The sequence below is a fragment of the Cellulomonas palmilytica genome (assembly GCF_021590045.1).
GTDB classification, from domain to species: domain Bacteria; phylum Actinomycetota; class Actinomycetes; order Actinomycetales; family Cellulomonadaceae; genus Cellulomonas; species Cellulomonas palmilytica.
Genome location: NZ_CP062221.1, coordinates 3,664,186 through 3,691,094 on the forward strand (window position 1 = coordinate 3,664,186; position 26,909 = coordinate 3,691,094).

At 75.1% G+C, this 26,909-nt stretch carries 21 protein-coding genes and 1 pseudogene; 10 read left to right on the top strand and 12 right to left on the bottom strand.

The features are described from left to right. Positions 1-174: 174 nt before the first annotated feature. Complete coding sequence (locus F1D97_RS16625) at positions 175-1,986, bottom strand: carbohydrate-binding module family 20 domain-containing protein (protein ID WP_236121585.1); 1,812 nt, start codon at positions 1,984-1,986, stop codon at positions 175-177. A gap of 304 nt (positions 1,987-2,290) precedes the next feature. Here F1D97_RS16625 and rarD point away from each other — a divergent pair, with 304 nt between their 5' ends. Continuing rightward, positions 2,291-3,301 (top strand): EamA family transporter RarD, encoded by a 1,011-nt coding sequence (gene rarD, locus F1D97_RS16630; RefSeq protein ID WP_236121586.1) that lies wholly within the window; start codon positions 2,291-2,293, stop codon positions 3,299-3,301. On the opposite strand, the gene F1D97_RS16635 is transcribed toward rarD, so the two are convergent. The 4 genes from F1D97_RS16635 to eccD are packed head-to-tail and all read right to left on the bottom strand — an operon-like array spanning position 3,258 to position 7,954. Continuing rightward, positions 3,258-4,040: a PP2C family protein-serine/threonine phosphatase gene (locus F1D97_RS16635; protein ID WP_236121587.1), complete on the bottom strand. Its 783-nt coding sequence runs from the start codon at positions 4,038-4,040 to the stop codon at positions 3,258-3,260. The genes rarD and F1D97_RS16635 overlap by 44 nt on opposite strands. After that, the gene (mycP, locus tag F1D97_RS16640; RefSeq protein ID WP_236121588.1) at positions 4,037-5,293 is read right to left on the bottom strand and encodes a type VII secretion-associated serine protease mycosin; all 1,257 of its coding nucleotides are present in this window, start codon (positions 5,291-5,293) and stop codon (positions 4,037-4,039) included. The genes F1D97_RS16635 and mycP overlap by 4 nt, the downstream gene beginning before the upstream one ends. Further along, complete coding sequence (gene eccB, locus F1D97_RS16645; protein ID WP_236121589.1) at positions 5,290-6,591, bottom strand: type VII secretion protein EccB; 1,302 nt, start codon at positions 6,589-6,591, stop codon at positions 5,290-5,292. Before eccB ends, mycP begins: the two co-directional genes overlap by 4 nt. Positions 6,592-6,604: 13 nt before the next feature. After that, positions 6,605-7,954 (bottom strand): type VII secretion integral membrane protein EccD, encoded by a 1,350-nt coding sequence (eccD, locus tag F1D97_RS16650; protein ID WP_236121590.1) that lies wholly within the window; start codon positions 7,952-7,954, stop codon positions 6,605-6,607. Between the two features lie 233 nt (positions 7,955-8,187). Here eccD and F1D97_RS16655 point away from each other — a divergent pair, with 233 nt between their 5' ends. The 7 genes from F1D97_RS16655 to F1D97_RS16685 all read left to right on the top strand — a co-directional run bounded on the left by F1D97_RS16655 (position 8,188) and on the right by F1D97_RS16685 (position 13,015). Further along, positions 8,188-8,499, top strand: coding sequence for a WXG100 family type VII secretion target (locus tag F1D97_RS16655; protein WP_236121591.1), 312 nt, complete (start codon positions 8,188-8,190; stop codon positions 8,497-8,499). Positions 8,500-8,513: 14 nt separating this feature from the next. Continuing rightward, the gene (locus F1D97_RS16660; RefSeq protein WP_236121592.1) at positions 8,514-8,798 is read left to right on the top strand and encodes a WXG100 family type VII secretion target; all 285 of its coding nucleotides are present in this window, start codon (positions 8,514-8,516) and stop codon (positions 8,796-8,798) included. A 256-nt stretch (positions 8,799-9,054) separates the two neighbouring features. Next, positions 9,055-9,366, top strand: a complete 312-nt coding sequence (locus F1D97_RS16665; RefSeq protein WP_236121591.1) for a WXG100 family type VII secretion target — start codon at positions 9,055-9,057, stop codon at positions 9,364-9,366. Positions 9,367-9,380: 14 nt separating this feature from the next. Then, complete coding sequence (locus tag F1D97_RS16670) at positions 9,381-9,665, top strand: WXG100 family type VII secretion target (protein ID WP_236121592.1); 285 nt, start codon at positions 9,381-9,383, stop codon at positions 9,663-9,665. Positions 9,666-9,822: 157 nt separating this feature from the next. After that, complete coding sequence (locus tag F1D97_RS16675; RefSeq protein WP_236121593.1) at positions 9,823-10,254, top strand: hypothetical protein; 432 nt, start codon at positions 9,823-9,825, stop codon at positions 10,252-10,254. Beyond that, positions 10,251-11,621: a S8 family peptidase gene (locus F1D97_RS16680; RefSeq protein WP_236121594.1), complete on the top strand. Its 1,371-nt coding sequence runs from the start codon at positions 10,251-10,253 to the stop codon at positions 11,619-11,621. Before F1D97_RS16675 ends, F1D97_RS16680 begins: the two co-directional genes overlap by 4 nt. A gap of 2 nt (positions 11,622-11,623) precedes the next feature. Further along, a complete protein-coding gene (locus F1D97_RS16685) occupies positions 11,624-13,015 on the top strand; it encodes a WXG100 family type VII secretion target (RefSeq protein ID WP_236121595.1) in 1,392 nt (463 codons plus the stop codon). A gap of 258 nt (positions 13,016-13,273) precedes the next feature. Here F1D97_RS16685 and F1D97_RS16690 read toward each other — a convergent pair whose 3' ends face one another. Together F1D97_RS16690 and F1D97_RS16695 are read right to left on the bottom strand one after the other, a co-directional pair. Beyond that, positions 13,274-14,707 (bottom strand): RDD family protein, encoded by a 1,434-nt coding sequence (locus F1D97_RS16690; protein WP_236121596.1) that lies wholly within the window; start codon positions 14,705-14,707, stop codon positions 13,274-13,276. Continuing rightward, complete coding sequence (locus F1D97_RS16695) at positions 14,704-16,110, bottom strand: hypothetical protein (RefSeq protein ID WP_236121597.1); 1,407 nt, start codon at positions 16,108-16,110, stop codon at positions 14,704-14,706. The genes F1D97_RS16690 and F1D97_RS16695 overlap by 4 nt, the downstream gene beginning before the upstream one ends. 254 nt (positions 16,111-16,364) lie before the next feature. Between F1D97_RS16695 and eccCa the strand changes: the two genes are divergently transcribed. Next, positions 16,365-20,333, top strand: a complete 3,969-nt coding sequence (gene eccCa, locus F1D97_RS16700; RefSeq protein WP_236121598.1) for a type VII secretion protein EccCa — start codon at positions 16,365-16,367, stop codon at positions 20,331-20,333. 2 nt (positions 20,334-20,335) lie between these two features. On the opposite strand, the gene F1D97_RS16705 is transcribed toward eccCa, so the two are convergent. Together F1D97_RS16705 and F1D97_RS17555 are read right to left on the bottom strand one after the other, a co-directional pair. Next, positions 20,336-21,826, bottom strand: a complete 1,491-nt coding sequence (locus F1D97_RS16705) for an RDD family protein (protein ID WP_236121599.1) — start codon at positions 21,824-21,826, stop codon at positions 20,336-20,338. Positions 21,827-22,024: 198 nt separating this feature from the next. After that, a pseudogene (locus F1D97_RS17555) lies at positions 22,025-22,237 on the bottom strand (hypothetical protein); the annotation flags it as partial. A 67-nt stretch (positions 22,238-22,304) separates the two neighbouring features. On the opposite strand from F1D97_RS17555, the gene F1D97_RS16710 reads away from it, so the two are divergent. Next, positions 22,305-22,472 (top strand): hypothetical protein, encoded by a 168-nt coding sequence (locus tag F1D97_RS16710; RefSeq protein WP_236121600.1) that lies wholly within the window; start codon positions 22,305-22,307, stop codon positions 22,470-22,472. 33 nt (positions 22,473-22,505) lie between these two features. Here F1D97_RS16710 and F1D97_RS16715 read toward each other — a convergent pair whose 3' ends face one another. From F1D97_RS16715 to F1D97_RS16725, 3 genes are all read right to left on the bottom strand, one after another. Then, entirely contained in the window at positions 22,506-23,513 is a 1,008-nt protein-coding gene (locus F1D97_RS16715; protein WP_236121601.1) for a polyprenyl synthetase family protein, read from the bottom strand. 97 nt (positions 23,514-23,610) lie between these two features. After that, the gene (gene nuoN, locus F1D97_RS16720) at positions 23,611-25,374 is read right to left on the bottom strand and encodes an NADH-quinone oxidoreductase subunit NuoN (RefSeq protein ID WP_236121602.1); all 1,764 of its coding nucleotides are present in this window, start codon (positions 25,372-25,374) and stop codon (positions 23,611-23,613) included. Continuing rightward, positions 25,371-26,909 (bottom strand): NADH-quinone oxidoreductase subunit M, encoded by a 1,539-nt coding sequence (locus tag F1D97_RS16725; protein WP_236121603.1) that lies wholly within the window; start codon positions 26,907-26,909, stop codon positions 25,371-25,373. Before F1D97_RS16725 ends, nuoN begins: the two co-directional genes overlap by 4 nt.

Genomic DNA, 26,909 nt, shown 5'->3' on the forward strand with positions numbered 1-26,909 from the left:
GACCTCAGCCACCTGTTGGACACCCCTGCCAGCATGCGGACAATCGCCCACGATGCGGGCCATCCGACGACCGGCGGCGACGGGGTGGTGCGCGCACCTCCACGCGCCCGCACCACCCCGCCCGCGGTCCGCGCACCCCGGGGCAGGGGCGCGCGGCCGTCCGTCAGCGCTGCGTCACCAGCGCCACGACTCGGTGAGCGTGAGGGTCCCGCTCGCCGGGACCGTGACGGTGCGGTCGGCACCGGTCTCCCAGGTCACCGAGCCGTTCGCCTCCTTGCGGACGTACTTGTACGCGACGGTGCTGCCCGGGGTCAGCGTCACCGACGCCCGCCACACGGGGTACGTCGCCGACGAGAGCGGGACCGCCTTCGCGGGGTCCCAGCCGCCGAGGGCCGCGACGTCGCCGACGACGAACACGTTCTGACCCCACACGGTCGTCGCGTTCACGCCGAACGACACGGCCGCGCTCGTCGGGACGGTGGGCGTCGCGGTCGGGCTCGGGGTGCCCGTGCCCGGGCGCGCCTCGACGTGCAGCGCGACCGCGCCGTTCGCGGGCACGGTGAAGGTCGCGGCGCCCGACGAGCCGACGGTCACGGTCGTCCCGGAGCACGAGGACCCCGCGCTGCCGGAGATCACGTCGCAGTAGGAGCCCGCGGGCAGGCTCGTCGTGAACGTGCGGGTCAGCGGGTTGCCCGAGCGGTTGATGGCGACGAAGCCCTTGTCCCCGCGGCCGAACGCGATCTGGTCGTACCCGTTGTCCCACCAGTGCACGACGCTCGTCGTACCGACCGCGTCGCGGAACCCGACCATGTGCGCCGTCTCGTTCCAGCGGTGCGCGCACGTCCACGCGCCCTGGCCGCACACCGCGTCGAGCACCTCGCCCGAGCCGGTCTGCGGGGCGCCCGCGTCGTGGTTCGAGAACGCGTACCCGGAGTAGACGGTGGGCCAGCCGTACGGGTGGGCGAGCATGAAGACGTTCGCGAGCCGGTAGGTCGAGCCGTTCTTGTAGCTGAGCGTCTCGCCGTTGCGCTCGGTGTCGTGGTTGTCGACGAACACGCCCGCCTGGGCCGAGGGCAGGAGCCACGACGCGCCCGTCAGCCCGTTCAGCGACGTCAGGCTGCCGGTGAACGCGCTCTTCAGGTGGCGGGCGTAGGCGAACTCGTGCGAGTCGCCGACGCCCAGGTACTCGCTCGGCTGGACGGGCTCCCCGGCCGCGCCGATGACCTCCTGCACGATGTAGACGCTCTGGTCGGAGAGCTGGGCCTTGATCGCGGCGAGGTCCGCGGCCGCGATGTGCTTGGCCGCGTCGACGCGGAACCCGCGCACGCCGAGCGCGATCAGGTCGTTCAGGTACCGCCCGATCTCCTCGCGGACGTACTGCGCACCGGTGTCGAGGTCCTGCAGCCCGACGAGGCGGCAGTTCTGCACCTGGTACCGGTCGGTGTAGCTCGCGATGTTCGACCGGCACGCGTGGAAGTCCTGCGGGCCGTACCCGCCCTCGGGCCCCGGGTAGCGCTCCTCGGTGAACGTCGTGCCGGCCCAGCCCGTGCCGCTCGTCTGGCCGGACATGTGGTTGACGACGACGTCCGCGATGACGTCGACGCCCGCGTCACGGCAGGCGTCGATCATCGCCTTGTACTCCGCGCGCGTCCCGAGCTTGGACTCGACCTTGTAGCTCACGGGCTGGTACGACGTCCACCACTGGCCGCCGAGCACGGGGTGCTCGTTGGGCGGGGAGGTCTGCACCCACGCGTAGCCGTCGGGGCCGAGGTGCGTGGTGCACTCGTCCGCGATCGCGTTCCACGTCCACTGGAACAGGTTCACGCCGACGTTGCGCGTGCCGGGCGGTGCGGCGGTCGCCGGGGCGGCGCCCAGGGACGTCGCGACGACGAGCGTGCCCGCGAGCGCGAGTGCGGCGCCGACGAGGGCCGCGAGGGCGCGCCGCGCGGGGTGGCGGCGTCCTCGGGGGATGGTGGTGGTGCGCACGACAGCTCCTCCTGGTCGGGCCGGCACCGTCGCCGGCCGGATCGGGCCGTCGCACCGTTGCGACGACCGTGCGCCGGCCATGGCCGGCTCGGGGCGCCACGTCCGCGGACGGACGAGGAGGAGGTGGCCGGACGACGAGCGTCCGGGGCGCGCCCCGTACTCGACACCCGCGTTGCAAGAGCATTGCAAGACGGGCGCAACTTGCTGCAAACGGACAGTAGGGCTGTCCCGTGGGCTCGTCAACCGGTCGGCCGCACGGGTGTCGCGGAGCGCCCCGCGCCCGGCGCCGCCCTAGGGTCGCGCCATGCGCGCGGACCAGACCCCCTCCCCCGACCCCGCGCGCACGGCCTCCCCGACGAACCCGCCCGCCGACCGGCGCGGGCTCGCGAGCGGCGTCGCCGCCTACACCCTGTGGGGGTTCCTGCCGCTCTACTTCACGGTCCTCGCCCCCGCCGGGCCCGACGAGATCGTCGCCCACCGCGCGCTGTGGTCCCTGCTCGTGTGCGCCGCGCTGCTCGCCACGACCCGCACCTGGCACGCGTTCGTCGTCGTGCTGCGCGACCGGCGCACGCTCGGCCTGCTCACGCTCGCCGCCGTGCTGCTCGCCACCAACTGGCTCGTCTTCGTCCTCGCCGTCGCGACCGACCGCGTCGTCGACGCCTCGCTCGGCTACTTCGTCAACCCGCTGGTCACCGTCGCCCTCGCCGTCACCGTGCTGCACGAGCGGCTGCGCACCGTGCAGTGGGTCGCGCTCGGCTGCGGCGCCGCCGCCGTCGCCGTGCTGACCGTCGGGTACGGGCGGGTGCCGTGGATCGCGCTCACCCTCGCGGTCTCGTTCGGGCTCTACGGCCTCATCAAGTCCCGCGTCGGCCGGCACGTCGCCGCCGTGCCAGGGTTCGCCGCCGAGACGCTCGTGCTCGCCCCGGTCGCCGCCGGGTGGCTGGTCTGGCTGCACGTCCAGGGGACGGGCACGTTCGTCGGGAACGGGGTCGGGCACGCGCTGCTGCTCGCGCTGTCCGGCGTCGCGACGACCGTCCCGCTCGTGCTGTTCAACACCGCGGCCGCCCGGCTGCCGCTGTCCGTCGTCGGGCTGCTGCAGTACCTCACACCGCTGCTGCACCTGGTGATCGGGGTCGTCGTCCTGCACGAGCCCATGCCGCCCGCACGGTGGTGGGGGTTCGCGCTCGTGTGGCTCGCGCTCGCGCTGCTCACCGTCGACGCCGTGCGCACGTCGCGCGCCGCGGCACTCGGACGACGAGCGCAGGCGCGCGTCAGCGCGGAAGAGTCGCCGGGGCGTCGACCACCACGACCGTGACGTTGTCCGCCGCCCCGGCCGCGACCGCCGTCGCGACCAGCCGGTCCGCCGCCGCCTGAGGGTCCGCCTCCGCCTTCAGGTCCGCCTCGATGCGCGCGTCCGGCAGCGCGTCCGTCAGACCGTCCGAGCACACCAGCATCCGGTCGCCCGGGCTGACCGCGAGCACGTCCACGTCCGGCTCCACGCTCGCGGCACCGCCGCCGAGCGCACGCGTCACGACGTGCCGCCACGGGTGGTGCGCCGCCTCGTCGGGCCGCACCAGACCGTCCGCCACCAGCTCCGCGACCTCCGAGTGGTCGCGCGTGACCTGCTCCAGCACCGCGCCCGCCATGCGGTACGTGCGCGAGTCGCCGACGTTGAGCACCACCCAGCACGACGTCGCCTCGTGCACCGTCAGCACGACGCCCGTCGCGGTCGTCCCCGGCCGGCGTCCGGTCTCGCTCCCGAGGGCGCGCACGCGCTCGTGCGCCTCGAGCAGGGCCGCGCGCACCTCGTCGGGACCCGCCGCCCGCCCGACGAGCGAGCGCAGCACCTCGACCGCGGTCGCGCTCGCGACCTCGCCCGCGTCGTGCCCGCCCATGCCGTCCGCGACGACGAACACGTCGGTGTCCGCGAGCAGCGCGTCCTCGTTGTGCGACCGGCCGCCCTGCGACGTCGCGGCACCCCAGCGCAGCTCGAACGGCGCCCCCGGCGACGACCCGGACGACGATCCGGACGACGACCCGATCGACCCGCTCATCGCGACCTCCGCGGCCCGACGAGCCGCCACGCCAGCGCGACGAGCGTCACCACCGTCGTGGCGACGAGCACCCACCACACCGCCGTCCGGCGCACCGGCTCGAGCGGGTCGACGCTCTCGGCGACCGCGACCGGCGTCACCGCCGCCGACGGCGCACGCGTGCTCGTCGGGTTCTGCGGGCCGAGCGCCGTGCCGTCGTCGACGTGCTGCAGCGCCTCGTCCGGGCGCAGCACGCCCCACCCGGTCTCGGGCGTGCGCAGGTGCTCGACCGACCGCGCCGCCGTGACCTCGAGCCGGTACGCCCACTGCGCGGGCGTCTCGTCGGGGAACCGCTGCGCGACCAGCGCCGCGGCCGCCGACGCGTACGCCGTCGACCAGCTCGGCGCCGGCGCCTCCGTCGCGAACCAGCAGTCCCCCGCGCCCCGGTACACCCCGAGCACGTCCTGGCCGGGCGCGGCCACGTCGACGTGGTCGCCGTGGATCGAGGCGTCCGTGGGGTTCAGGTCCCGGTCGACCGCCGCGACCGCCAGCACGTCCGGGTACGCCGCGGGGTACCGGGGGCTGTCGGAGTCGTCCTCGGCGGTGTTGCGGTTGCCCGCGCTCGCGACGACGAGCGCGCCGCGCGCCGTCGCGTGCTCCACCGCGGCCCGCAGCGCGGGGACGTCGGCGTCGCTCGACATCGACACGTTGACCACCTGCGCGCCGTTGTCGACGGCCCACCGGATGCCCTCCGCGATGCGGTCGGGGTCCGGGTCCGTGCCGTCGCGCTCGTCCTCGAAGTCCTCGCCGTAGTACACACGCACCGGCAGGATGCGGGCGTCGGGCGCGAGCCCCCGCACGCCCGAGCCGTCCACCGGGCGCGCCGCGATGATGCCCGCGACCGTCGTGCCGTGCCCCCACGTGTCCTTGCGGCCCGCGTCGGCCGTGCCCGCGCGGACCACGTCGGTGCCCTGGAGCACCGCGCCGGCCAGGTGCGGGTTGCGGTCGTCCACGCCCGAGTCGACGACCGCGACCGTCACTCCCGCGCCCGTCGCGAGCTGCCACGCCTTGCTCGCGCCGAGCTGCGCGAGCGCGGGCGGCTCCTCGTCGAGGTACCGCGGCGCCTCGCCGCCGCACCCCTGCTCGGGCGCGGCCTGCGCCGCGGGCGCGACGACGAGCGCGCCCGTGAGCAGGCCCGCGCCCCCGAGCAGCACCGCCGCGACGCCCCGACGCGCGCGACCCGCTCGTCGCTGGGCGGCAGGGGCTCGCGTCACGACGTCACCGGGGTCCGCGCCGCGTCCACCGTGAGGTCCGGACCGGGCTCGAACAGGTCGACCCACGCGGGCGGCACGACCGTCACGTGCTCGCGGTCGTACCCGAGCCGCGTGAGCACGTCGTCGTCCCCCTGGTCGACCGACGACAGGCCGAACCGGCGGCCCGTCTCGTCGATCAGCGCGTGCACGCCCTTGCCGCCGCCCGTGCGGGACAGCACCAGGGCGCCGCCGCCGGGTGCGACGTGCACGCCGGGACGCAGCTCCTGCGTCGTCGAGACGAGCTCGACCGTCCCCTCGTCGCCGGGGGTCAGCACGACGCACGGCGCCGCGTCGGCCGGGACCGCGGTGACCGGCTGCTCCGGCCAGTCCGCGGGGGCGAGCGCGTCCGCCGTCTGCGCGGCGCCCACGTCCGCGAGCGTGAGGGTCACGGCCTCGGTCCGCGCCTGGTACAGGCTCACCGCGAACGGCGTCAGCGGCGCGACCTCGCCCTCGTCGTCGACCACGTACCAGCGGTCCGCCGTGCCCGTGCCCGCGACGCGGATCAGCGTGCCGACCGTCAGGTCGCCGAGCGCCGAGCCCGCCGGGAGCGGGTCGCCCGCGCCGTCCATCGTCAGGAGCTGCAGGTCGGAGCCCTCGGGCACGAGGTTCAGCCACGTCGCGGGGACGTCCACGGGAGCCACGGTGTCCAGGCCGACGGCACGCAGCACCGCGGACTCGTCGGACGGCACGCGGTGACGCAGGCCGCCCGCCACGACGAACGTCTCCCCCGCCGACCGCGCGACGAGCGCACCGCCCGACTCGGTGGGCAGCTCGACCCCGACCGACGCGGCCACCTCGGTGCCCGCCACGCACGCGGTCCACCCGTCCGCGACCAGCGACGACACCGACGGCGGCGTGTCCGGCGCACCGACGATGCCGATCGTCTCGCCGCGCTCGGTGTCCGCGATGACGCCGGGCGCGAGCTCGACCACGCCGAACTGACCGGACTCGACCGCGAGCCGCGCGCTCGTGGTGTTGACGACCGGGTGCAGCACGCCCGCGAGCGAGACGTACCGCGTGCCCTCGCCCTTGACGACGACGAGCTTGTTCGACTCCCACCCCTTCGGGTCGCTGCGGATCGCGCCCCAGGCGAGCGAGCCGAGGACGACGAGCACCGCGAGCGACACGCCCGCGACCACGCCGCGCATGGGCTTGGTCGGCTCGAGCTCCTGGCCGCCCGGCGCGCCGCTGACGAACGCCGTCAGCAGCCGGCGGCGGCTGAAGGACTGCGCCTCGACGAGGTCCCGCTTCGCTGCCACGCCCGCTCCCGGGTCAGACCATGCCCGCGGCGGCGACGCCGAGCGGGAGCAGGACGGCCAGGCAGGTCATCTCGACGGTGTCCCCCACGCGCGCGAGCGCGACACGGCGTCGCGGTGCGACCAGCCCGAGCGCGACGAGCGCCGCGACGCCCACGGCCGCCGCGCACACGAGCGCGGTGCGCCACGACGGGTGCACGAGCGCCGCGACGACGAGCGTGAGCGCGAGCCCCGTGACCCCGAGGCACACCACGACGAGCACGTCGGCACGCGCGTACGACTGGCGCGTCGCGAGCAGCAGACCCACCCAGCCGACGACGAGCAGCGTCGTGCCGAGCAGCCCCGAGGCCACCAGCGCCGGCGTCGCGACGAGCGCGAGCACGCCCACCGCGACGCGCAGCGCGAGCTGGATGCGGTAGCCCGCGTCGAGCTGGCGGCGCACGCGGTCGGGGTCGACCGGGGCCGGGTCGAGCAGGATCTCCGCGTCGGTGCGCGGCGACACCACGCGCAGCGGCGTGCTCGCCAGCGCGAGCCAGGGCACGCCGATGCTCGCGGTGAGCACGACCGCGACGACGACGGCGAGGACGTCCTGCGCGGCCGTCCCGGTCAGCTCGACCGTGGCCCCCACGACGCCCAGCGCCAGGCCCAGGCCGATGGGCGCGATCGCGGTCTCCCGGCCCGAGGGCAGGGCGACGACGGCGAGCAGGCCCGCGACGACGAGGCCCGCGCCGGCCAGCGCGGCCGGCCAGCCCCACGACGGGCTCTGCGTGCCGACGGTCAGCCCCGCCACCGCGGCGGGCAGCCCCGCTGCGAGCACGAGCACCCGGCCCGCGGACGCGTCGCGACCCGTGCGCGCCACCACGGTGCCGGCGGCGACCGCGAGCAGCGCGGCGAGCGCCGCGACGACGGGCGCGAGCTGCGACGAGCGCTCGGCCGTCAGGAGCAGGAGCGAGGTGGCGGCGACGATCGCCGCGGCGCCCCACGCGGCGCCCAGGGCGCTGTCGTGCGGCGTCCACGGACGGAAACGCGCCTCGACCGCGTCCGCGACGGCCTCGACCACGTCGTCGTACACGCGCGGCTCGGGCTGCTCGGCGCCGGACTCGAGCGCGAGCACCGCGCCGTCCTCGACGCCGGACGCGATGAGGCTGCGCGCCGGGTCGAGGCTCTCGCCCTCCGCCGTCACGAGCCGGTAGCCGCCGTACACCGACGCGGCGTCCAGCACCCCGAGGGCACGTGCGAGCCCCGGCACGATCTCCACCACGGCCACGTTGCCCGGGGCCCCGAGGTCGATGCGGCGGTCGCCCGCCGTCACCGAGATCCGCAGCAAGGTGCCGACGGGGGCCGTCGGTGTGCTCGGATCGGTCATCGGCGTCCTCGTGCTCGTCGGCAGGTCGGCGGTCAGCATAGCCAGGCGAGCAGGGTGGCGAGGTGCGGTCGACGCGTGCGGCCGGTTGTCCACAGGGCGTCACCCGGCCCGAGCGCGGTCGTGCCCGGGTCGGTTACGTTGCCACCGGTTCGCGACGAAGCCGCGGACTCACGTGGCTCGTCCGGGTCGCGTGCCGGCGTCGGCCCGCAGGGGTCGGGCATGGGGGAGGTGTCATGGCCGCTGAGGTCTCCGCAGCAGATGGTGCGATCAAGCAGGGCGCGGACGTGGTCGCGCGTACGCGAAGCGAGCTGCGTTCGGAGCTGAGCTCGCTCGAGGGCAAGCTGTCCGGGATCGGGTCGCACTGGCAGGGCCAGGGCGCGGTCGCGTTCAACCAGCTGATGGTCCGCTGGCGCGACGACGCGTCGAAGATCGTCGCCGCGCTCGACGAGTTCGAGCAGAACCTGCGCACGTCGCAGTCCACGTACTCCGCGTCGGACGAGACGCAGCAGTCGACGTTCTCGCGCCTGTCCGGGCGCCTGGGCTGAACGAGGGGATGATCATGAGCGACCTGAAGGTGAACTTCGGTGGCCTGTCCACCGCCGCCGCCGACATCCAGTCCGGTGCCTCGCACATCGAGTCCAAGCTGAACGACATGGACTCCTCGCTGCAGCCGCTGCGCGCGAACTGGTCCGGTGAGGCCGCCGGTTCCTACGAGGCCGCACGGGCCAAGTGGACCGCCGCGATCACCGACATGAAGGCGCTGCTGGCCGAGATCGGCCGCGCCGTCGCCACGTCGAACGACGACTACCAGGCCACCGAGCGAGCCAACGCCGCCCGCTGGTGACCTGACCGGCGTCGGGCGGGTGACCGGGCGACCGGCACCCGCCCGACGCACGCACCACCCGCTCGACGGTCCCGAGCACCCGTTCGGGTCAACCGATCGGGCGAACCTGCCCACCAGGTGGTTGACCCATCCACCGGGTCGGGTCGGTCCGGTTAGGGTAGGGCCGGTTTCGCGACCGATTCGTCCGGAACCGACGTGGCTCGTCCGGGTCGCGTGCCGGCGTCGGCCCGCAGGGGTCGGGCATGGGGGAGGTGTCATGGCCGCTGAGGTCTCCGCAGCAGATGGTGCGATCAAGCAGGGCGCGGACGTGGTCGCGCGTACGCGAAGCGAGCTGCGTTCGGAGCTGAGCTCGCTCGAGGGCAAGCTGTCCGGGATCGGGTCGCACTGGCAGGGCCAGGGCGCGGTCGCGTTCAACCAGCTGATGGTCCGCTGGCGCGACGACGCGTCGAAGATCGTCGCCGCGCTCGACGAGTTCGAGCAGAACCTGCGCACGTCGCAGTCCACGTACTCCGCGTCGGACGAGACGCAGCAGTCGACGTTCTCGCGCCTGTCCGGGCGCCTGGGCTGAACGAGGGGATGATCATGAGCGACCTGAAGGTGAACTTCGGTGGCCTGTCCACCGCCGCCGCCGACATCCAGTCCGGTGCCTCGCACATCGAGTCCAAGCTGAACGACATGGACTCCTCGCTGCAGCCGCTGCGCGCGAACTGGTCCGGTGAGGCCGCCGGTTCCTACGAGGCCGCACGGGCCAAGTGGACCGCCGCGATCACCGACATGAAGGCGCTGCTGGCCGAGATCGGCCGCGCCGTCGCCACGTCGAACGACGACTACCAGGCCACCGAGCGAGCCAACGCCGCCCGCTGGTGACCTGACCGGCGTCGGGCGGGTGACCGGGCGACCGGCACCCGCCCGACGCACGCACCCACGTCTCCACCACGCTGCACCCCGCCCGGTGCAGCCGCGGGCCACCACCCTCGTCGTGGCCGGCCCGCACCGCATCTCGCATGACCACCCGGGGGGATCCGTGTCGAAGAACGACGTCGGCGTCGACATCGACCTGCTCGAGCAGCAGGTGAGCACGTTGCTGCGGTTGTTCGACCGCATCGACGTCGTCATCGGGCGGACGCAGGTCGTTCGCTCGAACCAGGACTCCGCGACCTGGTCGACGATGCCCGCCGCCCAGGACTTCGCCGCGGTGTATCGCGCCGAGATCACGCAGCTGGAGACCGAGTTCGCGACGCTGCGCGAACGCGTCGAGCTGATCCGCGACAACTTGCGCCTCAGCGCCAGTGCGCAAGCACGCACCGACGACGAGGTCCAGGGCCAGCTGGAGCGGTTCGACCCGAAGCCGTCGACGACCCCGTACTTCCCGCCCGGCTACCCCGGGCCGGTCGCGCCCGGCGCGGACCCGGTGTCCCCCTGGCGCCCCTCGGGGTCAGGCGACGACTTTCGATGAGAGCCGCGCGCACCGGTGCGGTGGCCGCGACCGGGCTGCTCCTGGCCGTCGCCGCGGGCGTCCCCGCGGTGGCGGCGGATGCCGACGACGGCATGTGGTACTACACCGCCACTCGCATGGCGGACCTCCACGAGCGCACCACCGGCAAGGGTGTGCAGGTCGCGGTGGTCGACACGGCGATCTGGCCCGACGCCGGCGACCTCGCCGGGACATCCGTGCGCGTGCACGAGCCGTCGTTCTGCGCCGACGAGGTGCTCGGCGACCCGTTGCCCGCCGCGCAACGCACGGCCGGAGCTGCGCACGGCACCAACATGACCTCGCTCGTCGTCGGCACCGGCAAGGGCCAGAACGGGCAACCCGGCATCCTCGGCGTCGCCCCCGACGCGGACGTCTGGTTCTACTCCACACTCGTCGGCCCTGACGGCGAGGAGGCCTGCAACCCGGAAGCCGTCGGCGACGTGAAGTTCGCGTTCGGTGAGGCGATCGACCAGGCGGTGACCGACGGGGCGGACATCATCTCGATCTCGCTGAGCAGCAACATCCTGCTGGACTACTGGGCCGTCACGCGCGCGTTGCACGAAGGGGTCATCGTCGTCGTGGCGCTGTCGGACGACCCCGGCCAGCCTCACCCGGGCTCGTTCAACGGGGTCGTCACGGTCGAGTCGGCCGGTCCGGACGGGAACGTGCGTCCTGGGTCACGTCCCGGGGCGGACGTCATCGCGCCCGGCGAGTCGATCCGCCATCTCGACGACGATCTGAGCTCCTACGTCCTGACGAACGGGTCGTCAGCCGCCACGGCCTTCACCGCCGGAGCACTGGCGCTCGTCTGGTCGGCCTACCCCGAGGCCACGGGCAACCAGATCATCCAGACCCTCATCCGCAACACCGACGGCCAGGACCACGAGCTCTACCACGACCCGCTCGCCGGGTACGGGATCGTCAACGTCCGGCACATGCTCGAGCACGACCCGACGACGTACCCGGACGAGAACCCGCTGCTCGACCACGACCCCGACAGCATCCCCACCTACGAGCAGGTCCAGGACCTCTCCCTCCTGGACGACCCCACCCTGCGCGACTCCCCCCGACGCGAGACATCCAGCCCCGCACCGACCACCCCCGCGCCCACGAGCACCGCAGACGCGACCGAGACGACGCAGCCCACCGCGACGGGGTCCGAGGGAACGTCGAGCACGAACGCCCCGGTGCTCCTGGCCGCAGGCGGTGGCATCCTGGCTGCAGCCATCGCCGCCATCGCGCTCCTGGCGGCACGCCGACGCCGCAGGGTCCCCGCACACGACATCCCACCCAGCGCCGCACAGACGGCAGACGAGCACGGTCCGGACCTACCAGAAGGGGGCAAGTGACGATGGCCGAGAAGTCCTCCGCCGAGCTCCAGCGGGCGCTCGACGCCAACCCGGACGCGGCGATCGCCGACGCCGAGAGGCTCGAGGCGCTCGGGGAGCCGCTCCAGGAGATCAGCACCGAGCTGCGCCGCCTCGCGAGCGACCTCGGGCTCGAGGGCATGTCCGGCGACGCCGCGCAGGCGAGCATCGCGGACACTGCCAGGAGCATGCTCGCGAAGGTCGACGCGTTGGCGGCGATCGCGGTCGTCGTCAAGGAGGCGGCGAGCACTGTCGAGACCGCGCAGAGCGAGTACCGGGCCCTCCCTCTCGGACGGCTCACCTACGCCGAGCGACGCGAGCTCGAGGCGAACGGCGCCTCGACCGGCATCCCCTACATCGAGAACGCTCGCGCGCAAGAGCGCGAGCGAGAGGCAGCAGCCGCTCTCTCGACGGTGAACGCGCGCCTCAACGAGCTCTCGCTCCAGGTGAAGGGTCTCGCGGACCAGGACCGCCAGGAAGAGCCCACTCCCAAGAACCCGGGTGACGACGGCGGTGGTCGCACGCCTCGGACGCCGTACGTGCCGCCGTCGGTCCCCAACCCTGGGGTCCAGAACCCTGTCGACCCGCCGGGCGGTGGAGGCAGGAACCCCGACCCCGACCCCGTCGACGCGCCGGTCCGGCCCCCCGTGACCTACGAGCCCCCGGAGACGGTGACGCCCTACGAGCCCCCGGAGACGGGGACGCCCGTCGGCCCGACTCCGATCACGACCGAGCCCGTCATCGGCAACCCGCGTGACACGCACGGCGACGACCGGCCCAGCCCCGGTTCGCCCGTCGCGCCGGTCGTCGGCGGTCCCGCGATCGGCGGTGGCGGCATCATCGGCGGTGACCCCGGCAGCGGCGGGACGATCGGTGGTCCCGGCGCCGGCGGCGGCACGATCGGCGGTCCTGGCTCGGGCGGGGTGGCCGGTGGTGCCCTCGCGGGTGGCGCTGTGGTCGGTGGCACCGCGCTCGGCGCGATGGGTGCGGCCCGCATCGGCGGTGGCGCGCTCGGCGGCGCGATGGGCGGCGTCCTCGCGGGCACGCCCGGGGCGGCCGGAGGTGTCGGTGGAGCAGCCGTGCTCGGCGGCGGTCCGGCAGGAGCCGGGGCGGCCGGACGCGGGGGCGCGCTGGGCGCCGCCGCGGGTGCGGGCGGCCGAGGGGGCGCGACGAACGGCATGGTCGGCGCGGCCGGCGGCGGGGCCGCGGGGAGCTCGAAGCGCAAGCGGCGCGCGGGCTCGCTCGGCTACGTCGCACCTGAGCTCGACGAGGACGAGCCCACGACGACGTCGCGCTCCGCAGGGCTCGCCCGCGGGTCGCGCGAGGACGCCCCGAAGGTCACCGTGAGCACGCCCGAGGAGGACGAGACCTGGTGACGACCCGCTGACGGGCGGAGGCCCCACGCCGCGGGTGCGGGGCCTCCGAGTCCACCTGCCGTGGCGGCGGCCGGGAGGCTGCTCCACGTGCACCGAGCAGTCCTCGATGCGCCGAGCAGTCCTCGATGCGCCGCGCACGACGTCGCACCCGGTGCCGCAGACGCGGCGCACGTGGACGGCTCGGACCCACTCGGCCCTCGTCACCCGTCCCGCCCTGGACCGCGCAGCGCAGAAGCCGTGCGCGGCCGTGTGAAGCGGTCAGCCCGGGAGCTGCTCCACGAGCACCGAGCGGTCACCGATGCGGATGGTCGACCCGCTCGGCACGGGCGTCGGGCGCTCGGGCTCGACCACGACGGACTGCCCCGAGGGCAGCACGACGACCGTGCCGTTGCCGGAGCCCGCGTCCGCGACCCAGAGCCCGCGCGCGTCGATCCCGAACCGCGCGTGCGTGCGGGACAGGGACCGCTGCGGGTCGTCGACCGTCACGACGTGGTCGCACCGCTCGCCGTCGCGCGGACGCGGCGCGCGCCCGATGACGCCCGGTCCGCTCACGCTCATCGCCTCGCCCGTGTCGAGCGTGAGGACGAACGTCCGCGGCCGCGCGGGTGCGGGCGGGTGCGACGGCTGCTGCGGCACGTGGTGCACCGGGGCGGGGTGCGGGGCGCCGGTCGTCGCCGCGGCGTGCGCGGGGCCGGCGGGCGGGGGCGGGAACCCGGCGCCGGGCGGCGGCGGGTAGCCACCGGGCGGCGGCGGGTAGCCACCGGGCGGCGGCGGGTAGCCACCGGGGGGCGGCGGGTAGCCGCCGGGCGGGGACGGGAAGGTCGCGGGCGGGGGCGGGAGGACCGCTGCGGGAGCCTGCCCGGCGCCCGGCCCTCCGGGCGCTCCGGCGTACGTCCCGCCGGCACCGCGTGCGAGGGGGGCCGACGACCCCGGCAGCGGCGGTCCCGAGTACGTGACGGACGGCGCGGCGGATGCCGCGGCGCGCGTGACGGTCGCCCGGGGGCTGCGCACGTCGACGACGACGGCCCGGCCGGCCCGGTCGTGCCAGCCCTGCCGCAGCGGGGAACGGTCCCCCGCGACGGACCCGACGACGACCCACTGCCCGACCCCGCCGACGAGGTGCCCGGCGCCGAGCACGAGCGCACGCCGCGCCGCGCGGCCCAGGCCGGGCGCGTACGGCGTCTCGACCCGGGCGGCGCGCAGGCCGAGCGCGAGGTTGCCGACGGTCCGGCCCGTGCGGGCCTCCCACACGACGAACCCGACCGCGAGCTCGAGCGCGACGAGCGCGGCGAGCACGGGCTGCTGCGTGGCCCCGAGCACCGCGCCCGCGGCGCCGAGCACGACGAGCGTGTCGATGAGGAAGGCGCCGAGCCGCGCACCGACGCCGACGGTCCGGACCCCGTCGAACGCGGCCCCCAGGCCGTTCACCAGGCCCGGCGCGCCGGCGAGGCCGGATCCGGCCGCAGCACCCGCCGTAGCGCCCGCCACGGGACCGGCAGCGGCCGTCGTCGGGACGGACGGACGCGACGACGACCGCGCGGCGGCGCGGCGGCCGCCCGACGCCTTGCGGCGGGTGACCGGCGGCTGCGCCTCGACGACGATCATCGGCGCGGCGGGCGCGCCGCAGCTCGTGCAGAACCGCGCGCCCTCCCGCAGCGCGCGTCCGCACGACGCGCAGGTCTGCTCGCTCATGAGCCCACCGTCCTCCGCAGCACCTCGACGAGCCCGGACGCGACGACCGCCGCCGGCAGCGCGAGCGCGACCGCGAGCCCTTCCACCATGTCCGCGAGCCGCGACGCGACCACGGACTGCCACCCGCGCGCGAGCGCGGTGCCGACGACCGCGACGACCGCCCCGAGCGCGAGCGCGCCGACCGCGACGGGCACGCGCCACTCGAGCGGCACCGCGGCCCCGGCCTCGACGAGCAGGGCTCCCGCGGCGAGCCGCGGCAGCCACCGCCCGGCGGTGTCCCGCGAGCTGCGCGGGACGAGCACGAACGCGAGCAGCACGCACGCGACGAGCGCGTACGAGCCCCATCGCTGCACGGCCGCGACCGGACCGTCGGCCTGCTGTGCGGCGGAGACGACGCCGGGCAGCAGCGCGACGGCGACGAGGCACGCGAGGGCGGTCGCGGTGATGACGCGCCGCTCGGCGCCCTCGACGGTGCGCGCGACGAGCCGCTGGCTCACGCGGCCGAGCGCGCGCGGGCGCGGGGCACGCACGGACTCCGCGGTGCGGGCGACCTGCGAGACGTCGACGAGCTGCTCGTCGGGGATCCCGAGCGCGAGGCGCGGCGCGATGCGCAGCACGAGGGGTGAGAGGCCGACGAGCAGCGCGGCGCCGGCCTGCGCGGGCAGGTCGAGCAGGAGCGTCGCGGACTGGGCGGCGACGGCGACGGTGAGCCCGCCGAGGACGACGACGGCGACGTCCTCGCCGTCACGCAGGCGCCGCGTCACGACGGTGCGGGCGCTGGCCGCGACCGTGGCGCACACCAGCGCGACCACGACGGCGAGCCGGCGTCCGGGTCCGTCGTCGGGCGGCACGGCCCACGCGCCGGCCGCGGCACCGAGCGTGGGCGCGGCGAGCGTCGCGGCGACGGACGCGGACGGTGCGGTTCCCCGCCCGGTGCGGCCCGTGACGGCGACGGCGAGCGCGACGAGCGTGAGCGCGACGGTGACGCCCGTCGAGGCCCATGCCGGCAGGTCCGGGACCGGACCGAGCATCGCGGTGAGCAGCAGGACGGCGCCGAGAGCGCCCGCGAGCGCGAGCAGCCCGGCCTGCGGGCGGGGGCGGCGCGCGAGCAGCTCGGGGTCGACGGTGCGGTGACGGCGCGGCTTCGGCGCGGGACGCACGACGTGCAGCGCGGCGCCGTCGGCGACCTGCTCCCCCACCGCGGCGCGCACGTCGAGGCGCTGCCCGGCGGAGTCGAGGACGAGGGTCGCGGGGTCGTCGAGCGGGACGAGCGCGGCGCGCAGGGCGTCACCGAGCACGACGTCGCGGCGCAGCGCCACGTGCCGCTGCTCGGTGCCGACGGCGACGACGAGCCGCACGTGCGAGTGCGGGCGGGCGTCGGTCGCCGAACCGGGTGCCGCCACGCCCACCTCCTCGTCCGTCCTGCTGGGTCCGTCCTGCTGGGTCCGTCCTGCTGGGTCCGTCCTGCTGGTCGTCGCGCTCGTCGTCGTGCTCGTCGTCGTGCTCGTCGTCCTGCGCCTTGCGCGGGCCCGCCACCTGCGAACCCGGTCGGGTGGCCGCCCACATGCTACGGGTCCGGATCGCCCCGGTGCGGGTACCGTTGCGCCGTCCCGTGCATGCTCGACCCCGGCGCACGCTCCGGGCAGCGAGGAGAGCGATGTCGATCACCGCCGACCGAGGCGTTCAGGCCGGCCCCCCGCCCGTCCCCACGGGCCAGGTGGTCATGCAGCCGCCCCCGGAGATCCAGCCGTCCGACGGCGTCAGCGGCGTGCTCTCCAACCTCGTGCCGATGCTCGGCTCGGTGGGCTCGATCGTCTTCATCTCGATGTCGCAGCCCGGCGGCAAGGGCATGATCGCGGGCGGCATGTTCCTGGTCGCGTCGCTCGGCTTCGTCGCGGTCAACGGGTGGCGTCAGCGCGCGCAGCACCAGGCGCAGGTCGTCGGCGCACGGCGCGAGTACCTGGCCTACCTGGCGGACCTGCGCCGCACGGTGCGCCAGGCGGCGCGTGCGCAGCGGCGCGCGGCGCAGTGGTTCGCGCCCGAGCCGGGCGCGCTGCCGGCGATCGCCGAGGAGCGTTCGCGCGCGTGGGAGCGCACGCCCGACCACCCGGAGTTCCTGCGCGCGCGCCTCGGGACGGGCGCGCAGCAGCTCGCGCTGCAGCTCGAGGCGCCGCAGACGCCCCCGCTCGCGCAGCTCGACCCGGTGGCGGCCTCGGCCGCGCACCGGTTCCTCGTGACGCACCGCGTGCAGCAGGACATCCCGTTGGCGGTCGACGTGCGCAGCGCGGCGCGCATCGAGGTCGCGGGCGCCGAGACCGAGGCCCGCGGGCTGGCGCGCGCGGTCGTCGCGCAGCTCGCGACGTTCCACTCCCCCGACCAGCTGCAGATCGCCGTCCTCGCGAGCGAGCGCGCCCTGCCCGCGTGGGACTGGGTCAAGTGGCTCCCGCACGCGCACTCGACCCGCGAGCGCGACGCGGTGGGCCCCGCGCGGATGATCGGCACGACGCTCGCCGAGATCGAGAACCTGCTCCCCGAAGGCCTCGCGGACCGGCCGCGGTTCGGCCGCGCGCCCGTCGGCTCGACGCCCCAGCCGCACCTGCTCGTCGTCGTCGACGGCGGTCACGTGCCGGTCGGCAACGGGATCCTCACGCCGGACGGCGTCCTCGGCATCACGGTGCTCGAGCTGCCGGAGCACTGGGAGGAGCTCGAGGACACGCACACGCTGCGGTTCCTGCTGGGCGCCGCGCTGCCGGACGGCGGCGTGCCCGTCGAGGTGCTGCGCGTCGGGATGGAGCCCACGCGGCTCAAGGGCGACCAGCTCTCGCTGCCGGAGGCCGAGGCCACCGCGCGCCGTCTGCTCCCCCTGTACGTGGACGCCGGGCCGCAGCGCGAGGAGGGCCAGGTCTCGGCCGAGCTCGTCGACCTGCTGGGCCTGGGCGACGTGCGCGACCTCGACCTGTCGCGCGCGTGGCGTCCGCGGCTCGCGCGCGACAGGCTGCGCGTCCCGATCGGCCTGACCCCGCAGGGGCAGCCCGTCGCGCTCGACATCAAGGAGTCCGCGCAGCAGGGCATGGGGCCGCACGGGCTCATCATCGGCGCGACCGGGTCCGGCAAGTCCGAGGTGCTGCGCACGCTCGTCCTCGCGCTCGCGCTCACGCACTCGTCCGAGGACCTCAACTTCGTCCTCGTCGACTTCAAGGGTGGCGCGACGTTCGCGGGCATGGCGGACATGCCGCACGTGTCCGCGATCATCACGAACCTCGGCGAGGAGCTCACGCTCGTCGACCGCATGCAGGACGCGCTGCAGGGCGAGATGGTGCGCCGCCAGGAGCTGCTGCGCGCGGCGGGGAACTTCGCGAACGTCGCCGACTACGAGAAGGCGCGCCGCACGGACCGGCCCGACCTGCAGCCGCTGCCCGCGCTGCTCATCGTGGCCGACGAGTTCTCCGAGCTGCTGGCCGCCAAGCCCGAGTTCGTCGACCTGTTCGTCGCGATCGGACGCCTCGGCCGGTCGCTGCAGATGCATCTGCTGCTGTCCAGCCAGCGCCTCGAGGAGGGCCGCCTGCGCGGCCTGGAGTCCCACCTGTCGTACCGGATCGGTCTGCGCACGTTCTCCGCGTCCGAGTCGCGCGCCGTGCTCGGCGTGCCCGACGCGTACGAGCTGCCGCCCGTCCCCGGCATGGGCTACCTCAAGCCCGACCCGACGACGATGATCCAGTTCCGCGCCTCCTACGTCTCGGGTCCGCCCAAGGCGCGGCGCCGCTCCGCCGCGGGCGCCGGTCCCGTCGCCACGGGTCGCGCGCGCCTCGAGTCGTTCACGGCCGCGCCCGTCCTGACCGCCGCCACGGGTCGCGACGAGCCCGACGAGCCGGAGATCGACGACGACGAGAAGCGCGCCACGTTCGACATCGCGGTCTCGCTCATGCGCGGCCAGGGTCCCGCCGCGCACCAGGTGTGGCTCCCGCCGCTCGTCGTGCCCGAGACGTACGACCGCCTCATGCCCGACCTCGCGGTCGACCCCCAGCTCGGGCTCGTCTCGCGCGGCTGGCGCGAGGCCGGTGCCCTGACGTTCCCGCTCGGCATCGTCGACCGCCCGCTCGAGCAGCGGCGCGAGAACCTCACCATCTCGCTCGCCGGCGCGGGCGGTCACATGGCCGTCGTCGGCGGCCCGCGCTCCGGCAAGAGCACCGTGCTGCGGTCCGTCACGACGGGCCTCGCGCTGACGCACACCCCGCTCGAGGTGCAGCTCTACGTGCTCGACTTCGGCGGCGGCACGTTCACGCCGCTCGTCGGGCTGCCGCACGTCGCCGGGGTCGGCACACGCGCCGAGCCCGACGTCGTGCGCCGCATCGTCGCGGAGGTCGAGGGGATCGTCGACGCACGCGAGCGGTACTTCCGGGCCCACGGCATCGACTCCATCGAGACCTACCGCCAGCGCCGCGTCGCGGGTCAGGTCGACGACGGGTACGGCGACGTGTTCGTCGTCGTCGACGGCTGGTCCACGATCCGTCAGGAGTTCGACGAGCTCGAGCCGCGCCTGCAGGCGCTCGCCGGTCGCGGCCTGACGTTCGGCATCCACGTCCTCGCGTCCGCGAGCCGCTGGATGGACTTCCGCACCCAGATCAAGGACCTGTTCGGCACGCGGCTCGAGCTGCGGCTCGGCGACCCGACGGACTCCGAGCTCGACCGCAAGGTCGCCGCCGCCGTCCCCACGGGCCGCCCGGGACGCGGCATGGTGGCGTCCAAGCACCACGTCCTCACCGCGCTGCCCCGCATCGACGGCGACGGCTCCGCCGAGACGCTCGGCGCCGGCGTGCAGCACCTCGTGCAGGCCGTCGCGCAGTCGTGGCGCGGCGCACCCCCGCCCAAGCTGCGCCTGCTGCCCGAGCAGGTCACGCTCGACGAGCTGCGCGCCCGCGCGCCGCAGGCGCCCGGCATCCTGCTCGGCATCGACGAGGCCGCGCTCGCACCCGTCGTCATCGACGTCCGCGAGGAGCACCACCTGTACGCGTTCGGCGACTCGGGCGCGGGCAAGTCCGCGTTCCTGCGCGCCGTCGCGAGCGAGGTGCAGCGCCTGCACACGCCCAAGGAAGCCCAGATCATCGCGGTCGACTTCCGCCGCGCGATGCTCGGCGAGATCCCCGAGCCGTACCTCACGAGCTACCTGACCACGCACGAGCAGGCGACCGCCGAGATCGCCGACCTCGCGGGCTACCTGCGCGGCCGCCTGCCCGGCCCGGACGTCACGCCCGACCAGCTGCGCGCGCGGTCCTGGTGGAGCGGCGCCGAGGTGTACGTGCTCGTCGACGACTACGACCTCGTCGCCACGTCGTCGGGCAACCCGCTCACGTCGCTCGTCCCGCTGCTCGCGCAGGCCGGCGACGTCGGGCTCCACCTCGTGCTCACGCGCCGCACCGGCGGCGCGTCACGCTCGCTGTACGACCCGGTGCTGCAGGCCGTGCGCGACCTCGCCGCACCCGGGATCGTCATGTCGGGCAGTCCCGACGAGGGCGCGCTCGTCGGCGCCGCACGGCCCGTGCCGTCCGTGCCGGGCCGCGCGCAGCTCGTCACGCGCGAGGCGGGGCTGCAGGTCGTGCAGCTCGCCTGGACGCCGTCGACGACCTGACGTCAGCGGGCCTCGACGCGCACGGTGCGCTCGCCGAGGCGCAGCGACCAGCCGGGGCCGACCGTCGCGCGCGTGCCCGCGGGCAGCGTCGCGGCCGTCCCGTCGGGGCGCACGACGAGCGTGCCGTTGGTCGAGCCGCGGTCCACGACCCACAGCGTGCCCGGCTCCGCCGGGCCGAACGCGAGGTGCGTCTTGGACAGCGACCGCGCGGGGTCGTCGATCGCGACGACGTGCGGGACCTCGCCCTGCGGCGCGCGCCCGACGACACCGTCGCCCATCACGTCGACGCGCTCACCCGTGTCGAACACCAGGCGCAGGCCCGGCGGGACGGGCGGCAGACCCGTGACGGGCGTGCGCAGGCGCGTGAGCTCGATGTCGTCGAGCTCCTCCGTCCAGCGCGGGTGCTCGCTCGCGAACCGCACGACAGGCTGCGCGGCGGTCGCCGTGGTCTCCGCGGGCTTCCGCGGCGGCTCGACCTGGTCGTGACCCGAGGGCGGGGTGTCGCCCGACGCGCGCCGGGCCTCGCCCGCGAGCGCGTCGGACCAGCCCGACGTCGCCGCGGTGGCCGCGGGCGACGCCGGCCCGGCGGCGGGCGACGGGGCGGAGTCCGGGGTGGACGCTGGGGTGGAGGCGGACGTCGGCGTGGTTCCTGGCGCCGCGGGCGCCCCGACGGGCGGGCCCGTGATGAGGCCACCGGCCGGCGGGCGCTCCGTGGGGCGGCCCGTCCCGACACCCGGCGGCAGCGGCACGAGGCTGATCGTCGGAGACGGCTCGGGCTCGTTCGCCGACGGGACGTCGGTCGCGGCCGGCGGGACCGACGCGTCGACCGAGCCGGCCGCGGGAGTGGTCGCGGCGGGCGTGCCGATCACGGGCGCGGCGACCGCCGGTGCGGATGCCGCGGGGGCGACGACGGGCGCCTGCGCGACGGGAGCCGGAGGCGGCGCAGATGCGGGTGCGGGGCTCGGCGGCGGCGGGGGCACCGGTCCGACGGCCCGCGCGACGGCCCGGTCCCACGCCTGCGCGGGGTCCTCGGAGCGCGCGACGCCCGTCGCGTTCGCGAGCAGGACGATCGTGCCGGCGGCCTTGTCGTGCCAGCCGCGCTGTGCGGGCGACTTGTCGAAGACCCCCGACGCGGCGACGAGCCACGACCCGACCCCGCACGCGATGCTGCCGAGGCCCACGACGAGCTGTCGCACGAAGATCCGCAGCAGGCCGGCAGGTCGGCCCGTCTCGGCCGAGACGGTGCGGATCCCGAGCAGCGCGCCGCCGAGGGTCGCACCGGTGACGGACTCGCCGACCCACAGCGTGAGCCCGCCGAGCCCGGCGAGCACGTGCGGCAGGAACGACACCGCGCTCGGCGTCGCGCCCGCCTCGGGGGTGCCTGCGACGGCCAGCGAGATCAGCACGCCCGCGCCGGCGAGCAGGAAGAGCGCGACCACGTCGATGGCGTACGCGGCGACACGACGCCCGACCGGCGCGACGCTGCCCGGCACGACGGGGAACGCACCGACCCCGCGGGCGTCCCGTCGCCCGCCGGGAGCGGCGGGACCGGCGGGAGTTGCGGGAGCGGCGGGAGCGGGCGCCGGTCCCGACGCGGCCACCGACGGAGCGGGAGCGACGGGCGCCGGCGGGACGGGAGGCGTCGACGCGGGGGCGGCCTGCACGCGTGCGCCGCACTCGGCGCAGAACATCGCTCCCGCCTCGAGCTCTGCCCCGCACGTGCCGCACAGCTTGACGCTCACGCTCGCCACCCTCCTCGTCGCGGTGGCCGGTCCGCTCTCGCGATCCCCGGCCTGCCGCGAGAATCGTGCCAGATGCGCCCGATCCGTTCGGCCGGTCCGCGCCCAGGACGGGGCGGGCTGGTCGTACCGCGAGACGGTCGTGCGGTCGGGTGTCACCCGCACGGGTGGCGGTGCCGGTGGGCGGGCCTAGCCTCGGGCTCCCCCGAGACCGACACGAGAAGGACGCCCCATGCGTTGCGACCACACCGGCGAGATCGACGTGCGATGGACCGAGCTCGGTCTGCCCAGCATCATCCGGACGAACATCTTCGAGTGCATGGACTGCCACGCGAAGGCCGTCCTGAACATCCACGTCGCCGACCCGTGGGACACCCTCACGGCGACGGACGGCTCCTGATCCCCGCAGCCGGCGAGGGCTCGGCCGGTCGCGTCAGGACGCGCGGTCGACCAGGGCGTCGGCGAACGAGACGAGCGCGTCCTTGACCGGACCGGGGGGCAGCGGCTCGAGCACGCGTACGGCGTCGTGAGCCAGCGCGACGGCCTGGGCGCGGGTCTCGCCGACGACCGCGTGGGCGCGCAGCAGCGCGACGGCCTCGGCGAGCGCGGCGTCGTCGGACAGGTCGCCGTCGAGGCGCGCGAGCAGCGCCTGGTCCTCGGCGGTGGCGTCCGGTCCGGCGCAGCGCGCGCGCAGCAGCAGAACGGGCATCGTGGGGACGCGCTCGCGCAGGTCCGTGCCGGGCGTCTTGCCGGTCAACGCACCGTCGGAGGTGAGGTCGATGACGTCGTCGGCGAGCTGGAACGCGACGCCGATGCGCTCGCCGAACTCCATGACGGTCGACACGACCTCGGGCGGGCAGCCCGCGAACATCGCGCCGAGCCGTGCGGACGTCGCGAGCAGCGACGCGGTCTTGTCCGCGAGCACCTGCAGGTAGTGCGCGACGGGGTCGTCGCCGTCGCGCGGGCCGACGGTCTCGTGGAGCTGGCCGAGGCACAGGCGCTCGAACGTGCGCGCCTGGATGCGCACGGCCTCGGGGCCGAGGCCCGCGACGGTCGTCGACGCGCGTGCGAACAGCAGGTCGCCGGTGAGGATCGCGACGGAGTTGCCCCAGACCTCGTGCGCGGCGGGTGCGCCGCGGCGCAGCGGCGCGGAGTCCATGACGTCGTCGTGGTACAGCGTCGCGAGGTGCGTGAGCTCGACGACGACGGCCGCGTCGATGACCTCCCGGCGCGCGCCGTCACCGAGCTCGGCGACGAGCAGGGTGAGCAGCGGGCGCAGGCGCTTGCCACCGGCGTTGACCAGGTGGCGCGACGCGGAGTCCGCAAGCGCGTCGGCGTTGCCGACGGCGTCGCGCAGCGCCTCCTCGACGAGCGCGAGGCGCGCGGTGAGCCGGTCGGCGAGGGCCTGGTCGGCCAGCGGGATGGCCGCGGTCGAAGTCACGAGACGAACCTATCCCGGCCGCGAGGGTGCTCCCGCACGGCCGACCGGGTGGAACGGACGAACCGGGCGGTGAGCTCGGGAATCGGGCCGGTGCCGGTCAGGGCAGGAACTTCGCGACGTCGGAGATGAGGTCGAGCACCGGGGTCGGGAAGACGCCGAGCACGACCGTGAGGACCGCGGCGAGGCCGATCGCGACCGCCGCGAGCCCCTCGGACGGCACGACGGTCGTCGTGGTCGTCGCGACGGGCGCGGCGACGAGCGTCGCGACGGCGACCGAGCCGTCGGCGCCCTCGAGCGCGACGTCCTCGTCGGAGGTGCCCTCGACGGCTGGCTCGACGGCGGGCTCCCCCGCCGACGACTCGGGCGCCGAGGCCGACGCGACCTCGTCGCGACCCGGCGCGGGCGTGAAGTACATGAGGACGATGATCCGCACGTAGAAGAACGCTGCCGCGGCCGAGCTCAGCACGCCGACGAGCGCGAGCGGCCAGGCGCCGCCGTCGATCGCGGCGGAGAACACGGCGAACTTCCCGATGAACCCGGCCGTGAGCGGGATGCCCGCGAACGACAGCAGGAACAGCGCGAACGCCCCGGCGAGCGCCGGGTGGGTGCGGCCGAGACCGGCCCACTGCGACAGATGCGTGGCCTCGCCGAGCACGGAGGTGCGCAGGTCCTCGTCGGACTCGCCGAGCTCGTCGTCGGACCCCTGCGGGACGGTGCGCTCGCGCACGAGCCACACGACGCCGAACGCGCCGACGGTCGCGACGCCGTAGGCCAGCAGGTAGAACAGCACGGCGCTGACGCCGGCCTCGTCGAGCGCGACCACGCCCGTGAGGATGAACCCCGCGTGCGCGATCGACGAGTACGCGAGCAGGCGCTTGATGTCGGTCTGGACGAGCGCGACGACGGTGCCGACGACCATCGTGGCGATGGCGACGGTCCACAGGAACACGTCCAGGTCCCACTGCAGGCCCGGGAAGATCGTGTAGTAGACGCGCAGCAGCGCGGCGAACGCGGCGGCCTTGGTGCACGCGGCCATGAAGCCGGTGATGGGGGTCGGGGCGCCCTGGTAGGCGTCCGGCGTCCAGGAGTGGAACGGCACCGCGCCGACCTTGAACAGCAGGCCGACGAGCAGGAGCACGGCACCGACGAGCAGCAGCGGGTCGAGCGCCGAGGGCTGGGCAGTGGCCGCGGCGATCTCGGAGTAGCGCAGCGTGCCGGAGTAGCCGTAGACGAGCGCGACGCCGAAGATCAGCAGCGCCGAGGCGAACGCGCCGAGCAGGAAGTACTTGAGCGCGGCCTCCTGCGAGAGCAGGCGGCGGCGGCGCGCCATGCCGGTGAGCAGGTACAGCGGGAGCGACAGCACCTCGAGCGCGACGAACAGCGTGAGCAGGTCGCCGGTCGCGGGCAGGATCATCATGCCGCCGGTGGCGAGCAGCAGCAGCGGGTAGACCTCGGTCTGCGTGAGACCCTTGCGCCGCGCGAGCTCCTCGTACTCCGAGCCGGGGATCGACGCCGCAGTGGGCGCGAACGCGTCCTGGCCGGTGGCCGTGCGGTCCGCGACGACGAGCAGCGCGAGGACCGTGAGGACCGCGATGACGCCCTGGATGACGAGCGTGGGGCCGTCGACGAGCAGCGACCCGTCCAGCACGTCCGTGCCGCCGGACGACGCGACGCCGTCCCACAGCGCGGCGACCGCGACGACCGCGCCGACGGGCGCGCCGAACGCGAGCACGAGCTGCGTGGTGCGGCGCGCACGGTCGGGCACGAACGCCTCGACGAGCACGCCGAGGATGCCCGCGACGAGCACGATCACGACGGGGCTGAGGGCGCCCCAGGCGATGTCCGGTGCGGTGAAGCTCACTGGTCGCTCCCTTCGAGAGCAGCGGCCGGGACGTCCTGCACGCCGACGACGTCGAGCGTCACGGACGCGGGCGGACGCACGAGATCGAGCGCGGGGCCGGGCACGAAGCCGAGCACGAGCATCGCGGCGACGAGCGGCGCGACGGCCCAGCGCTCGGTCGCGGTGACGTCGCGGAAGCCCGCGACCTCGTCGCGCGGCGGTCCCGTGAAGATGCGCTGGTAGGTCCACAGCACGTAGATCGCGGCGAGGACGACGCCGAGCGTCGCGACGACCGCCGCGGCCGGGTGCCGGCCGAACGTGCCGACGATGACCATGAACTCGGACACGAACGTCGACAGGCCGGGCAGCGACAGGGCCGACAGGCCGGCGACGAGGAACAGGCCAGAGAGCACCGGCACGATCTTCTGCAGCCCGCCGAACGCGTCGATCTGCTGCGAGCCGCGCCGCGCGACGAGGAACCCGGCGACGAGGAACAGCGCACCGGTCGAGAGCCCGTGGTTGACCATGTAGAACGACGAGCCGGCGACCGAGGTCGACGTGAACGCGAAGATGCCGAGCACGATGAACCCGAAGTGCGACACCGACGTGTACGCGATGAGCCGCATGAGGTCCTTCTGGCCGATCGCGAGCAGCGCGCCGTAGAGGATCGACACGAGCGCGAGCACGATGACCACCGGCGCGGCCCAGCGGGACGCGTTCGGGAACAGCGGCAGGCAGAGCGTCAGCATGCCGAACGTGCCGACCTTGTCGAGCACGCCGACGAGCAGCGTCGACGTGCCGGCGGGCGCCTGCTCGGCGGCGTCGGGCAGCCACGTGTGCACGGGGAACATGGGCGCCTTGATCGCGAACGCGATGAAGAACGCGACGAACAGCCACCGCTCGGTGCCGCTCGACAGGTCGAGACCGGTGAGCTTGTCCGTGAGGAAGCCGTCCTCGCCGCGCGGGCCCTGCAGGTACAGCGCGATGACGCCGACGAGCATGATGAGGCCGCCCGCGAGCGAGTACAGCAGGAACTTCACGGCGGCGTACCGCCGCTCGGCTCCCCCGTACCCGCCGATCATGAAGTAGACGGGGATGAGCATGGCCTCGAACAGCACGTAGAACAGGAACACGTCCCGCGCGGAGAACACCGCGACGATGAACGCCTCCAGCACGAGCGCGAGCGCGAGGTAGTTCCGCAGCGCGTCGCTCGTCGTGGTGTCCGAGCCCTGCTCGCGCCACGCCGCCAGGACGACGAGCGGGACGAGCAGCACGGACATCGCGATGAGCGCGAGGCCCACGCCGTCGACGCCGACCGCGTAGGACGCGCCGATCGCGGGGATCCACCGGTGCGTCTCGGTGAGCTGGACCGTGCCGGCGTCGGCCGTGTCGAACGCGGTGAACGCGAGGACGAGCAGGACGAGCTCGACGAGGGCGACGCCGAGCGCCACGACGCGCGCCCGGGGACGCAACGCCTTCGGCGCGAACCACAGCACCAGCGCACCGAGGACCGGCCACGCGATCAGCGTGGTCAGCCAGGGGAAGTCGGGCGACAT

Coding starts and splice junctions, on each gene's coding strand:
- eccD (WP_236121590.1), bottom strand. CDS start 7,954: ATGACCGATCCGAGCACACCGACGGCCCCCGTCGGCACCTTGCTGCGG.
- F1D97_RS16680 (WP_236121594.1), top strand. CDS start 10,251: ATGAGAGCCGCGCGCACCGGTGCGGTGGCCGCGACCGGGCTGCTCCTG.
- F1D97_RS16660 (WP_236121592.1), top strand. CDS start 8,514: ATGAGCGACCTGAAGGTGAACTTCGGTGGCCTGTCCACCGCCGCCGCC.
- F1D97_RS16655 (WP_236121591.1), top strand. CDS start 8,188: ATGGCCGCTGAGGTCTCCGCAGCAGATGGTGCGATCAAGCAGGGCGCG.
- F1D97_RS16665 (WP_236121591.1), top strand. CDS start 9,055: ATGGCCGCTGAGGTCTCCGCAGCAGATGGTGCGATCAAGCAGGGCGCG.
- rarD (WP_236121586.1), top strand. CDS start 2,291: ATGCGCGCGGACCAGACCCCCTCCCCCGACCCCGCGCGCACGGCCTCC.
- F1D97_RS16710 (WP_236121600.1), top strand. CDS start 22,305: ATGCGTTGCGACCACACCGGCGAGATCGACGTGCGATGGACCGAGCTC.
- eccCa (WP_236121598.1), top strand. CDS start 16,365: ATGTCGATCACCGCCGACCGAGGCGTTCAGGCCGGCCCCCCGCCCGTC.
- F1D97_RS16635 (WP_236121587.1), bottom strand. CDS start 4,040: ATGAGCGGGTCGATCGGGTCGTCGTCCGGATCGTCGTCCGGGTCGTCG.
- F1D97_RS16725 (WP_236121603.1), bottom strand. CDS start 26,909: ATGTCGCCCGACTTCCCCTGGCTGACCACGCTGATCGCGTGGCCGGTC.
- F1D97_RS16690 (WP_236121596.1), bottom strand. CDS start 14,707: ATGAGCGAGCAGACCTGCGCGTCGTGCGGACGCGCGCTGCGGGAGGGC.
- F1D97_RS16685 (WP_236121595.1), top strand. CDS start 11,624: ATGGCCGAGAAGTCCTCCGCCGAGCTCCAGCGGGCGCTCGACGCCAAC.
- F1D97_RS16670 (WP_236121592.1), top strand. CDS start 9,381: ATGAGCGACCTGAAGGTGAACTTCGGTGGCCTGTCCACCGCCGCCGCC.